Source organism: Ornithinimicrobium sediminis (genome assembly GCF_021272345.1).
Lineage (GTDB): Bacteria > Actinomycetota > Actinomycetes > Actinomycetales > Dermatophilaceae > Ornithinicoccus > Ornithinicoccus sediminis_B.
The window spans coordinates 1-11656 of the sequence record NZ_JAJSDQ010000002.1 but is presented as its reverse complement, the minus strand read 5'-3'; the positions used below and the strand labels follow the sequence as shown (position 1 = coordinate 11656).

13 protein-coding genes are annotated in these 11656 nt (G+C 72.4%); 11 read left to right on the top strand and 2 right to left on the bottom strand.

From position 1 onward, the window contains the following. Window positions 1–22 precede the first annotated feature (22 nt). A complete protein-coding gene (locus LVO85_RS04400) occupies window positions 23–1714 on the bottom strand; it encodes a formate--tetrahydrofolate ligase (protein ID WP_232746209.1) in 1692 nt (563 codons plus the stop codon). Window positions 1715–1809: 95 nt separating this feature from the next. On the opposite strand from LVO85_RS04400, the gene LVO85_RS04395 reads away from it, so the two are divergent. Both LVO85_RS04395 and LVO85_RS04390 read left to right on the top strand, forming a co-directional pair. Then, window positions 1810–2322, top strand: coding sequence for a toxin-antitoxin system HicB family antitoxin (locus LVO85_RS04395; RefSeq protein WP_232746208.1), 513 nt, complete (start codon window positions 1810–1812; stop codon window positions 2320–2322). Between the two features lie 43 nt (window positions 2323–2365). Further along, complete coding sequence (locus LVO85_RS04390; RefSeq protein ID WP_232746207.1) at window positions 2366–3190, top strand: DUF4097 family beta strand repeat-containing protein; 825 nt, start codon at window positions 2366–2368, stop codon at window positions 3188–3190. 39 nt (window positions 3191–3229) lie between these two features. Here the strand turns inward: LVO85_RS04390 and LVO85_RS04385 are convergent, their stop codons facing one another. Next, window positions 3230–3529, bottom strand: coding sequence for a DUF3263 domain-containing protein (locus LVO85_RS04385; RefSeq protein WP_232746206.1), 300 nt, complete (start codon window positions 3527–3529; stop codon window positions 3230–3232). A 180-nt stretch (window positions 3530–3709) separates the two neighbouring features. Here LVO85_RS04385 and LVO85_RS04380 point away from each other — a divergent pair, with 180 nt between their 5' ends. From LVO85_RS04380 to LVO85_RS04340, 9 genes are all read left to right on the top strand, one after another. Continuing rightward, entirely contained in the window at window positions 3710–4393 is a 684-nt protein-coding gene (locus LVO85_RS04380; RefSeq protein ID WP_232746205.1) for a uracil-DNA glycosylase, read from the top strand. Between the two features lie 23 nt (window positions 4394–4416). After that, entirely contained in the window at window positions 4417–5238 is an 822-nt protein-coding gene (locus LVO85_RS04375) for an SGNH/GDSL hydrolase family protein (protein WP_232746833.1), read from the top strand. 235 nt (window positions 5239–5473) lie between these two features. Beyond that, a complete protein-coding gene (locus LVO85_RS04370) occupies window positions 5474–5869 on the top strand; it encodes a TOBE domain-containing protein (RefSeq protein ID WP_232746204.1) in 396 nt (131 codons plus the stop codon). Then, complete coding sequence (gene modA / locus LVO85_RS04365; protein WP_232746203.1) at window positions 5866–6600, top strand: molybdate ABC transporter substrate-binding protein; 735 nt, start codon at window positions 5866–5868, stop codon at window positions 6598–6600. Before LVO85_RS04370 ends, modA begins: the two co-directional genes overlap by 4 nt. Further along, window positions 6597–7427 (top strand): ABC transporter permease, encoded by an 831-nt coding sequence (locus tag LVO85_RS04360; RefSeq protein ID WP_232746202.1) that lies wholly within the window; start codon window positions 6597–6599, stop codon window positions 7425–7427. The genes modA and LVO85_RS04360 overlap by 4 nt, the downstream gene beginning before the upstream one ends. After that, entirely contained in the window at window positions 7424–8521 is a 1098-nt protein-coding gene (locus LVO85_RS04355; RefSeq protein WP_232746201.1) for an ABC transporter ATP-binding protein, read from the top strand. The genes LVO85_RS04360 and LVO85_RS04355 overlap by 4 nt, the downstream gene beginning before the upstream one ends. Window positions 8522–8566: 45 nt before the next feature. After that, window positions 8567–9715, top strand: a complete 1149-nt coding sequence (locus LVO85_RS04350; RefSeq protein ID WP_232746200.1) for an acyl-CoA dehydrogenase family protein — start codon at window positions 8567–8569, stop codon at window positions 9713–9715. A gap of 22 nt (window positions 9716–9737) precedes the next feature. Beyond that, window positions 9738–10502 (top strand): SDR family NAD(P)-dependent oxidoreductase, encoded by a 765-nt coding sequence (locus tag LVO85_RS04345; RefSeq protein WP_232746199.1) that lies wholly within the window; start codon window positions 9738–9740, stop codon window positions 10500–10502. A 232-nt stretch (window positions 10503–10734) separates the two neighbouring features. After that, window positions 10735–11656, top strand: a 922-nt coding sequence (locus tag LVO85_RS04340; protein WP_232746198.1) for an ice-binding family protein, incomplete at its 3' end; no start/stop codon positions are given.

Sequence of the window (11656 nt, the reverse complement as noted above, 5' to 3'; positions counted from 1 at the left end):
AGGGACACGGCATACCGCTGTCTCAGGACAGGCCCACGACCTGGCCGTCCTCGTCCAGGTCGATCCGGTGCGCCGCCGGGTGCAGGCTCAGGCCGGGCATGGTGCGCACCGTGCCCGCGATCGGGTAGACGAAGCCGGCTCCCACCGACGCGCGGACCTCGCGCACCGGCATCCGCCAGCCGGTCGGGGCGCCCAGCAGCGCCGGGTCGCTGGAGATGGACGCGGGCGTCTTGGCGATGCAGACCGCCAGGTCGCCGAAGCCGGCCCGCTCGTAGGTGTCGAGCTGCCTGGCCGCCTGGGGCGACAGGTCGACCCCGTCCGCACCGTAGACGCGGGTTGCGATCGTCTCGATCTTCTCCCGCAGGGGCATCGTCAAGGGGTACAGCGGGGCGAAGGTGCTGGGCTCCTCGGCGGCCTCGCGCACAGCCTCGGCCAGCTCGACGGCGCCGGCCCCACCGTCTGCGAAGTGGGTCGAGATCGCGACCCGCGCACCCACCCCCTCGGCGATCCGGCGCACCGCCTCGTGCTCGGAGGCGTGGTCGGTCGGGAAGGCGTTGATCGCCACGACCGGGGAGACGCCGTGCAGCCGGAGGTTCTCGATCTGCTTGACCAGGTTGGCGGCGCCGGCCTCGACGTCCGCCGGGTTCTCGGCCAGCAGGTCCGCGGGCAGGGGCTTGCCGGCCTGGATCGTGAACCGGCCGGAGTGCATCTTCAGGGCCCGGGTGGTCGCGACGAGCACGGCGGCGTCCGGGGCCTCGCCGGACACCCGGCACTTGATGTTGAAGAAGCGCTCGGCGCCCATGTCTGCGCCGAAGCCGGCCTCGGTGACGACGTAGTCACCGCAGCGCAGCCCGATGAGGTCGGCCACCACGGAGGAGTTGCCGGTCGCGATGTTGCCGAACGGGCCGGCGTGCACCAGGGCCGGGGTGCCCTCCAGCGTCTGCAGGAGGTTGGGCTTGACCGCCTCGCGCAGCATGACCGCCATGGACCCGGCGGCCTCGAGCTGCTCGGCGGTGACCGGCTCACCTCCGTGGGTCCACCCGATGACGATCCGACCGAGCCGAGCCCTCAGGTCGGCGAGGTCGGTGGTCAGGCCCAGCAGGGCCATGACCTCCGAGGCGGCCGTGATGTCGAAGCCCGACTGCCTCGTCACCCCGTCTGCCCGCCCGCCCAGCCCGACCACGACGTTGCGCAGGGCGCGGTCGTTGACGTCGAGCACGCGGGGCCAGGTGATGGAGCGCACGTCGATGTCGAGGGCGTTGCCGTGGTGCAGGTGGTTGTCGACCAGCGCCGCCAGCATGTTGTGCGCGGACGTGACGGCGTGGAAGTCGCCCGTGAGGTGCAGGTTGAGGGTCTCCATCGGGACGACCTGGCTGTAGCCGCCACCGGCGGCACCGCCCTTGATGCCGAAGGTCGGGCCCATCGAGGGCTGCCGCAGGGCCAGCACGGCCTGCTTGCCGATGTGCTTGAACCCCTGGGCGAGCCCGACCGCGGTCGTGGTCTTGCCCTCGCCCAGCGGGGTGGGGCTGATGGCGCTGACCACGACGTACTTGGCGCGGGGGCGGTCGGCCAGCGCCGCGATGGCGGCGAGGTCGATCTTCATCACATGTCGGCCGTAGGGCTCGACGAGCTCGTCGGGCAGTCCCATCGAGCGGGCGACGTCGGCGATGGGCCGAAGGGTGGCGTTGCGGGCAATCTCCAGATCGGTCAGCACCCTCGCAGTATGTCGTCTGACCGCCGCGCCGCATCCGCAGGCTCGCGTCAGCCGTGAGGCTTGCCATGACATCATGGTGCCGTCATAGTGACGTCATGGATATCAGCACCTACGCAGAGCGACTGCGCCACGAGGTCGCTGCAGCGACAGCACTGGGCGGCGACGAGGCGGCAGCGGCGGCCGAGCGCGTGCTCATGGCCCTCGACCCGGCGGTGCGGCTGACCCTCATGGAGGCTCTCTCGGACGCCGCTGCCGAGATCTCCGCCGAGCTGCCCGAGGGCAGCGTCGAGGTGCGGATGCGAGGTCGGGACGTCGAGCTCGTCGTCGCCACCGACCCCGCGCACCAGCGGGCCCCCTGGGTGACGCCACAGGAGGGCGACCAGGACCAGGCGTCAGCAGACCTCGTGCGCCTCACGCTTCGCCTCCCACCGGACCTCAAGGCGCGCGCGGAGGACGCCGCGACGCGCGCAGGACAGTCGCTGAACAGCTGGCTGGTCGCCGCCGTGCGCAGCGCGACGCTGCAGGGCAGGCCCGACCTGGGCCCCACTTCGCCCACCTCCCCCAGCCAGCCCCGCGTGCCCCGGCGGCACGTCACGGGCTGGGCCTGACCCTCCGACACCACCACGACACCACACCACCCGGGAGGCCCTCATGGACCACGCCTTCAGCACCCCCACCGTCGTCGACCTGCACGTGCAGATCGGCGCCGGCACCGTCACGGTCACCGCCACCGACACCGACCGGACCGAGGTCGAGGTCACCGGCGCGCGCGCCGAGGACGTCGTCGTCGAGCAGAACGGGGACCGCATCAGCGTCAAGGAGCGCGACGTCTTCCGGATGTTCTCCACGACGCGGCCCGTGCACGTCAGCGTCAGCGTGCCGACGGGGAGCGGCCTCACCAGCCGGATGGGCTCGGCGTCGCTGCGCACCCACGGCCGCCTGGGCCGATGCCACCTGGCGTCCGGCTCCGGCGACGTGAGCCTGGGCGACACCGGCGACCTCGACGTGATGACCGGCTCCGGAGACGTGTCGGCCCAGCACGTCGCGGGTGACCTGCGCGCCAAGACCGGCTCGGGCGACCTGTCGGCCCTGGACGTCTCGGGGTCCGCCGACGCGATCACCGGATCGGGTGACCTGCGCCTGCGCACCGTCGGAGCCGGCCTGACGACCAAGTCCGGCTCCGGTGACGTCACCGTCGGCCGGGTCGGTCTGGACGTGTCCTCGACCTCCGGCAGCGGTGACGTCGAGGTGGGCGAGGTCGGCCGCGGCGTCGTCACCTGCCGGAGCGCCTCCGGGGACGTCACGGTCGGGGTGAGCGCCGGCACCCCGACCTGGACCGACCTGCACACGGTCTCCGGCCGCCTGGTGCAGGAGCTGGAGTCGCTCGGTGCGCCGGCCGAGGGCCAGGCCCACGTCGAGCTGCGGATCCGCACGGTGAGCGGCCGCATCCGCGTGCGCCACGTCACCCCGGCCTGAGCTCAGCCCGCTCCGAGACCACCCGGCCGGGGCCGACCCTCAGACGTCGGCCGGGTCGAAGCCCAGACGACGGGCGGACCGCGCCTTCTGCCGCGAGGAGCGCAGCCGTCGCAGGCGCTTGACCAGCATGGGGTCGTGCTCCAGGGCGACCGGTGAGTCGATCAGCTGGTTGAGCCGCTGGTAGTAGCGGGTCGTGCCCATGTCGAACTCGGCCCGGATCGCCGCCTCCTTGGAGCCCTGGTACTTCCACCACTGCCGCTCGAAGTCGAGGATCCGGCGGTCGCGCTCGTCCAGCTCGACGGACGCGTCGAGCTGCTGGACCTCTCTGGCCGCTGCCATGTCTGCGCGACTCCCCTTCCCGTGACGCTGGGTGATGCCTGTCTGCCGGTCAGTCTACGCACGTAATCACACCGGTGTCATTCACGCGCGAGACGCGTCAGGACCCCATCCACCACGCCGTTCACAGCCGCCCCAGGCGCCCCGCAGCAGGCCCCGCTGGACACGTCATACAGTGGCGTCGTGAGCCCTGCACCGACCCCGCTGCGCGACCTCGTGCATCCCAGCTGGGCCGACGTGCTCGCCCCTGCGGAGGCGACGGTGGCCCGGCTCGGCGACTTCCTGCGGACCGAGGTCGCGGAGGGTCGCGGCTACCTGCCGCCGGGCCCGCACGTGCTCCGCGCGTTCCAGCAGCCGCTCGACACCGTGCGTGTGCTGGTGGTCGGCCAGGACCCCTACCCCACGGTCGGCCACGCGGTCGGGCTCAGCTTCTCGGTCGCCCCCGACGTGCGGCCGCTCCCCCGCAGTCTGGCCAACCTCTATGCCGAGCTCGTCGAGGACCTGGGCGTGCCCATGCCCAGCACGGGTGACCTCACCCCGTGGACCGACCGCGGCGTGCTCCTGCTCAACCGGGTGCTGACGGTGCGCCCGGGGGCCCCGGCCAGCCACCGGGGCAAGGGGTGGGAGGAGGTCACCTCCCTGGCCATCGACGCGCTGGTGCGGCGGGGTGGTCCGCTGGTGGCCGTACTCTGGGGCCGGGAGGCCCGCAGCCTGGCCCCCGCCCTCGGAGACGTGCCCACCGTGCAGAGCGCGCACCCCAGCCCGCTGTCCGCGCGAGGGGGCTTCTTCGGCTCACGACCGTTCAGCACAACCAACGACCTGCTCCGCGCCCAGGGTGCGGAGCCCATCGACTGGAGGCTGCCGTGAGCGACAGCGACAACGGCGCCGGTATGCCGCCGCGCCCCTTCCAGGGCACCGGCAGCATCCGCCCCGAGGCGCGGGGCTGGTCCCGCTACGTGGCGGTCGGTGACAGCTTCACCGAGGGCATGTCCGACGTCGACCCGCAGGTGGACAACGGCTACATCGGGTGGGCCGACCGGCTGGCCACCCTCCTGGCCCCCCATGTCGAGGAGTTCGGCTACGCCAACCTGGCCGTGCGGGGGCGCAAGCTCTCCGACATCGCCGGACCGCAGACCGCCGCCGCGCTCGACCTGCGGCCCGACCTCGTCAGCATCGTCGGCGGGGGCAACGACATCCTGCGCCCCCGCGCCGACATCGACGCCCTGGCCGCGCGGCTGGAGGAGGCCGTCGCCCGCCTCCGCGCCACCGGGGCCGACGTGCTGATGGCCACCCCGAGCGACCCCCGGGACGCACCGGTCATCAGGCACACGCGCGGCCGGATGGCCACGTACAGCGCTCACGTCTGGAAGATCGCCCAGCGCAACGGGTGCTACGTCCTCAACCAGTGGTCGTTCGACTTCCTGCGCGACTGGCGGATGTGGTCCGAGGACCGGATCCACATGACCAGCGAGGCCCACCGGCGGGTGGCCCTGGCCGCCTACGCCACCCTGGGCCACGACCCTTCCGAGGCCGACTGGCACGTGCCGCTGCCACCCAGGCCTCGAGCCGGACGCATCGAGGTCATCCGCGACAACGCACAGTGGGCCAAGGTGCACGCCGGCCCCTGGGTGCAACGGCGGATCCAGGGTCGCTCCTCGGGCGACTCCGTCCAGCCCAAGCGTCCGGTGATCCGCCCCCTCCCTCGCCCCTGACCCCGCTTTGCGAGGGGTTTCCCACCGTCCTCCCGCGTTGCGAGGGGTTTCCCGCCCCCTCCTCCCGCGTTGCGAGGGGTTTCCCACCCGTCCTCCCGCTTTGCGAGGGATTTTCCCGGCAGCAACCTCCCTGGCTACGCGAGGTCGGGGACGGAATCTCCCTCGCAACGCGGCGGTGGACGCGACATCTCCCTAGCAAGGCGAGAGACGCAGATGCGGGACTACAGTAGCCGTCATGACGCATCTGCGAGTTTCTGAGGCTGCCGACCTGCTGGGGGTGTCCGACGACACCGTCCGCCGGGCCATCGACGCCGGACGGCTGTCGGCCACCAAGGACGACGCGGGCCGCCTGGTCGTGCCCGGTCGGCAGGTCGCTGCGATGGCCCAGGACCTGTCCCGTGCCCCCGAGGTGGGCACGCTGGGTCGCACCTCGCCTCGCAACCAGATGCGCGGCATCGTGACCCGCATCGTGACCGACACCGTGATGGCCCAGGTCGACATCCAGGCGGGGCCGTTCCGCATCGTGTCGCTGCTCAGCCGGGAGTCGGTCGAGGAGATGGGGCTGGAGGTCGGCAGCGTCGCCGTGGCCTCGATCAAGGCCACCCACGTGACGGTCGGGGTGCCCGGGTGAGACCGGCCGCGGTCCTGGTCGGCCTCCTGGGCACGAGCGCGCTCGTCACCTCGGCCTGCGGTGCACCGGGCGACGACACCGTCACGGTGCTCGCCGCCTCCTCCTTGTCCGTCGTGCTCCCGGAGGTCGAGGCGCTGCTGGAGGCGCAGGACCCGACGACGGACATCGAGATCGCCTACGCCGGCTCGTCGACCATCCTGCAGCAGGTCGACGCCGGTGCCGGCGTCGACGCCGTCGTGCTCGCCTCGGAGGACCTCGTGGACCGCCTCGACACGGCGCTGGTCACGGGCGACCCCGTCCTCGTAGCGGCCAACTCCCTGGCCGTCGTCACCCCGGCCGACAACCCGGCCGGGGTCAGCGCCCTCCGCGACCTCGCCCGCGACGACCTCACCCTCGTGCTCTGCGCTCCCCAGGTGCCGTGCGGGGCCTCGGCCGCGGTGATGCTCGAGCGGGCCGGCATCTCACCGGCGGTCGCGTCCTACGAGCCCGACGTGGTCTCCACCCTGCGCCGCGTCTCCGGTGGGGAGGCGGACGTGGGGGTCGTCTATGTCACCGACGCCCTCGACAACCCCGACGTCGCCACCGTCGCGGTGCCCCCGGAGCTGGACGTCACCACCCGCTACCCCGCCGTCGCCCTCGGTGACAGCGCAGCGGGCGAGCATCTCGTGGCCGCCCTGGTCTCCGCCGAGGTGCAGCGCCTCTTCGCCGCCGCGGGGTTCGCCGCGCCATGACGACGCCCACCACCAGGACGGGGTCTGCCACCGCTGCCACCCGCGGGAGGGCCGGCAACCCGCGGGCGTGGGCGCTGCTCGTGCCCGCCTGGGCAGCCGTCGCGCTGCTGGTGGTGCCCCTCGTCGCACTCGTGCTGCAGGTCGACTGGGCCGGCCTGCCTGAGGACCTCGCCAGCCCCCTGGCGTGGCAGGCCATCCGGCTGTCCGCCCTCACGACGTCGACCACGCTGGTCGTCGTCCTGCTGCTGGGCACGCCGCTGGCGTGGATGCTCGCCCGGGGCACACACCCGGCGATCCCCTGGGTGCGAGCCCTCGTGACGGTCCCCCTGGTGCTCCCACCGGTCGTCGGCGGGGTCGCCCTGCTCGCTGCATACGGCCGCACCGGTGTGCTCGGTGGCCCGCTGGACGACTGGCTCGGCATCACCCTCCCCTTCACCACCGTGGCCGTCGTGCTGGCCGAGGTCTTCGTGGCGATGCCGTTCTACGTCATCTCCGTGGAGGGTGCGATGCGCGGGCTGGACCGACGCTACGACGGCATCGCGGCCACCCTCGGCGCCTCGCCGCTGCGCACCTTCCTCACCGTGGTGGTGCCGATGGTCGGCCCCGGCATCGCCGCCGGAGCGGCTCTGGCGTGGGCCCGGGCGCTGGGCGAGTTCGGCGCCACCATCACCTTCGCGGGCAACTTCCCCGGTCGCACCCAGACGGTGCCGCTGGCCGTGTTCACCGCACTCGAGCAGGACCCTGACGCCGCGGTCGCCCTCTCGGTGCTCATGCTCGCGGTGTGCGTGCTCGTGCTCGCCGTGCTGCGCCGGCGGTGGCTGACGTGACCGGCACGCTGCACGTCGACCTGGGCCTCACGCGGGGTGACTTCACCCTCACGGCAGCGCTCGACCTCGCGCCCGGCACCGTGACCGCCGTGCTCGGTCCCAACGGCTCCGGCAAGTCGACCCTCCTGCTCGCGCTGGCGGGCCTGCTCCCCCTCACCGCCGGCTCGATCACCCTGGGCGGGTGCGCAGACCATCCGGTCACCACCTGGGCCGAGGCCGAGCGAGGGCTCCACCTGCGACCGCAGGACCGGCGGGTGGGCCTGGTGCTCGCCGAACCGATGCTGTTGCCCCATCTGTCGCTGCGCGACAACACCGCCTACGGCCCACGCTCGCGCGGAGCCTCCCGCGCCCAGGCCCGCCAACGGGCCGACGAGGAGCTCGACCGCGTGGACCTGCGGGACCTGGCCGACCGGCGCCCTGACGCCGTCTCCACGGGTCAGGCACAGCGGGCTGCCCTGGCGCGGGCCCTGGCCACCGACCCCGACCTGCTCCTCCTCGACGAGCCGCTGTCGGCCCTCGACCCGGAGACACGCAGCCGCACCCGGGCCGACCTGCACCACCGGCTGTGCGACTTCGCCGGCGCCACGGTGCTCGTCACGCACGACCCGCTCGACGCGCTCACCCTGGCCGACCGGCTCGTCTTCCTCGAGGCAGGGAGGGTGGTGCAGGTCGACACCCCGCGTGCCGCCATCGCGCGACCGCGCAGCCCGTATGTCGCCCGCGTCGTCGGCCTCAACCTGCTGCCCGGCACGGCGCGGGTGGGGCACCGTGTCGAGGTCGAGGTGTCCGGCGGCGTCGTCGTCACCGCGGAGGACCCGGCCGAGGTGGCCGACGGCGCCGCGCTGTGGCTGGCCATCGACCCCTCGGCGGTGGCGCTCTACGAGGAGCCGGCCCCGGGCTCGACGCGCAACACCTGGCCGGTGGTGGTGGCCGACGTGACGGTGGCCGGCCAGCGCGCCAGGGTCGGGCTGGAGGGGCCGCTGCCACTGCAGGCCGAGGTGACCACGGGCGCGGTGGCCGACCTGGGCCTGCGTGCCGGGCGACGCCTGTGGGCGGGGGTCAAGGCGACCGAGGTCACTGCCTACCCCGCCTGAGCCCGGCTGGCGCTGACGTGACGTCCACTCGTTACAGTGCTGGTCATGCCCGTGCAGCGAGTGCTCCCCACCGAAGAAGCCGAGGACCTCATCGCCCTCGTCCGCGAGATCGCGCAGGAGCAGCTGCTCCCGCACGTCGACGAGGCGGAGCGCGAGGGCCGCTTCCCGGCCGAGGTCTTCCGGCTGCTGGGTGAGTCCGGCCTGCTGGGACTGCCCTACCCCGAGGAGCTCGGCGGCGGTGGCCAGCCCTACGAGGTCTACCTCCAGGCCGTCGAGGAGATCGCCTACGCCTGGATGTCGGTCGGCGTCGGGGTCTCGGTGCACGCGCTCACCTGTTTCCCGGTGGCGACGTTCGGGACGCGCGAGCAGCAGGAGTCACTCCTGCCGGGCATGCTCGGCGGCTCCCAGCTGGGGGCCTACTGCCTGTCCGAGCCGCAGGCCGGCTCCGACGTCGCAAGCATGCGCACCCGCGCGGTCCGCAGCGAAGAGGGGTATGCCGTGACCGGCACCAAGGCCTGGATCAGCCATGCCGCGCACGCCGACTACTACTCCAGCTTCGTGCGCACGAGCGACGACGGCGCCCGTGGCCTGAGCTGTCTCATTGTGCCCGGGGACGCCGACGGCCTGACGTTCGGTGCCCCCGAGCGCAAGATGGGCCTGCACTGCGACCCGGTGGCCGAGGTGCTCTTCGACGGGGTGCAGGTGCCGGAGGATCGCCGCATCGGCGAGGAGGGCCAGGGGATGCAGATCGCCATGGCGGCGCTCGACTCCGGGCGCCTCGGCATCGCGGCGTGCGCCACCGGTCTGGCCCAGCGTGCGCTCGACGTCGCCACGGCATACGCGATGGAGCGCGAGCAGTTCGGCAAGCCGGTCATCAGCAACCAGGGGCTGGCCTTCCTGCTCGCCGACATGGCCGCAGCGGTGGGTTCGGCGAGGGCGACCTACCTGCACGCCGCCCGGCTGAAGGACGCGCACCGGCCGCACACGCAGGAGGCCTCGATCGCCAAGCTGGTGGCGACCGACACCGCCATGAAGGTGACGACCGACGCCGTGCAGGTGCTCGGCGGCTACGGCTACACCCAGGACTTCCCGGCCGAGCGTTTCATGCGCGAGGCCAAGGTGACCCAGATCTTCGAGGGCACCAACCAGATCCAGCGGCTGGTCATCTCCCGCCAGCTGCAGACCAAGCACTGAGCACGCGACAGGAGCGGGACACGTGAGGATCACAGACAGCACCGTCGCCCTGGTGACCGGTGGCGCCAGCGGCCTCGGCGAGGCCACCGCCCGACGCATCCTCGCCGACGGGGGCTCCGTCGTGCTGGTGGACCTCCCGTCCGGCCGAGGTGAGGAGCTCGCCGCCGAGCTCGGCGAGCGGGCCCGCTTCGCGCCCGCCGACGTGCGCGACGAGCAGCAGGTGCGCGCGGCCGTCGACATGGCCGCCGAGCTCGGCGAGCTGCGCATCGTCGTCAGCTGTGCCGGCGTCGCCACTCCCGGCCGCATCCTGTCCCGGCGGGGGACGCTGGACCTGGACACCTACCGCACCGTCGTCGAGATCAACCTCGTCGGCACCTTCAACGTGCTGCGGCTGGCTGCCGAGCACATGGCGGGCAACGAGCCCGTCGACGGCGACCGGGGCGTGATCGTGATGACGGCCTCCGTCGCGGCCTACGACGGGCAGATCGGGCAGGCGGCCTACGCGTCGTCCAAGGCCGGTGTGGTCGGGCTGACCCTCACCGCTGCCCGCGACCTGGCCGACAAGGGGATGCGCGTCATGACGATCGCGCCCGGGGTCTTCGAGACGCCGATGATGGCCGGGATGCCTGGTGACGTGAAAGAGACTCTCGAGGCGATGGTGCCGCACCCCTCGCGGCTCGGGAAGCCGGAGGAGTATGCCGCGCTCGTGGCACACATCGTCGACAACCCGCTGCTCAACGGAGAGGTCATCCGGCTCGACGGAGCCCTGCGCATGCCTCCTCGCTAGTGTCCCGACCCGGCATAGCATTCCCCTGAGTTGCTCCCTGTTTTCGTATAGTCTCCGTATTCTCATGTTTTCATTTTGACAAACGGTCAGACCGCGCCTACTTTTTCCACAGGTGGGAATCTTTTCTGGTCTCATTTCGAGCGCAGCCGTCCGCTGCGAAAGATTGAGGTCAAACATGGTTTTTCGAGCCACTCATCGGCGACCCCGCCGCACCGGCAGAATAGTTCCCACCGTGATCGCCCTCGGCGTCACCTTGATGATGGTCATCGGCTTCGCGGTGCCTGTCTCCGCCCAGGCCGAGGTCAACCTCGGCACCTCGTCGAGCTTTGCGGTGCTGGCCGGCTCGACCGTCACGAACACCGGGCCGTCGGTCATCTCCGGCAACCTCGGCGTGAGCCCCGGCACCGCAGTCGTCGGCTTCCCGCCGGGACTGGTCAACAACGGGGTGATCCACGCGGCTGACGCGGTCGCACTCCAGGCGCAGGCCGACCTCACCACGGCATACAACGACGCAGCGGGGCGGCCCTCCAGCACCACCATCACCGCAGACCTGGCAGGCCAGACACTGGTCGCCGGGGTCCACACCGGCGGGGCCATCGCCCTGAACGGCACACTGACCCTCGACGGCCAGAACGACCCGTCCTCGGTCTTCATCTTCCAGGCCGCCAGCACCCTGATCACGGGCTCGAACAGCTCGGTCGTCCTCATCAACGGCGCCCAGGCGTGCAACGTCTTCTGGCAGGTCGGCAGCTCAGCCACACTGGGGACGGACACCCGGTTCGTCGGCACCGTGATGGCTCTGACGTCCATCAGCGCCTTGACCGGGACGACCGTGGAGGGCCGCCTGCTGGCCCGCAACGGTGCCGTCACCCTCGACACGAACACCGTGACGGTGCCCGAGTGCGCGGAGCCCGAGCCGACACCGACGGAGCCCGAGCCCACGGAGCCCGAGCCCACGGAGCCCGAGCCCACGGAGCCCGAGCCCACGGAGCCCGAGCCCACGGAGCCCGAGCCGACCGAGCCGCAGCCCACGGAGCCCGAGCCGACCGAGCCGCAGCCCACGGAGCCCGAGCCGACCGAGCCGCAGCCCACGGAGCCCGAGCCGACCGAGCCGCAGCCCACGGAGCCCGAGCCGACCGAGCCGCAGCCCACGG

What these genes read in the sequence shown, in the direction of transcription:
- LVO85_RS04370 (WP_232746204.1), top strand. Translation starts at nt 5,474, where the DNA reads ATGACGCATCTGCGAGTTTCTGAGGCTGCCGACCTGCTGGGGGTGTCC.
- LVO85_RS04360 (WP_232746202.1), top strand. Translation starts at nt 6,597, where the DNA reads ATGACGACGCCCACCACCAGGACGGGGTCTGCCACCGCTGCCACCCGC.
- LVO85_RS04385 (WP_232746206.1), bottom strand. Translation starts at nt 3,529, where the DNA reads ATGGCAGCGGCCAGAGAGGTCCAGCAGCTCGACGCGTCCGTCGAGCTG.
- LVO85_RS04375 (WP_232746833.1), top strand. Translation starts at nt 4,417, where the DNA reads ATGCCGCCGCGCCCCTTCCAGGGCACCGGCAGCATCCGCCCCGAGGCG.
- LVO85_RS04350 (WP_232746200.1), top strand. Translation starts at nt 8,567, where the DNA reads ATGCCCGTGCAGCGAGTGCTCCCCACCGAAGAAGCCGAGGACCTCATC.
- LVO85_RS04390 (WP_232746207.1), top strand. Translation starts at nt 2,366, where the DNA reads ATGGACCACGCCTTCAGCACCCCCACCGTCGTCGACCTGCACGTGCAG.
- LVO85_RS04395 (WP_232746208.1), top strand. Translation starts at nt 1,810, where the DNA reads ATGGATATCAGCACCTACGCAGAGCGACTGCGCCACGAGGTCGCTGCA.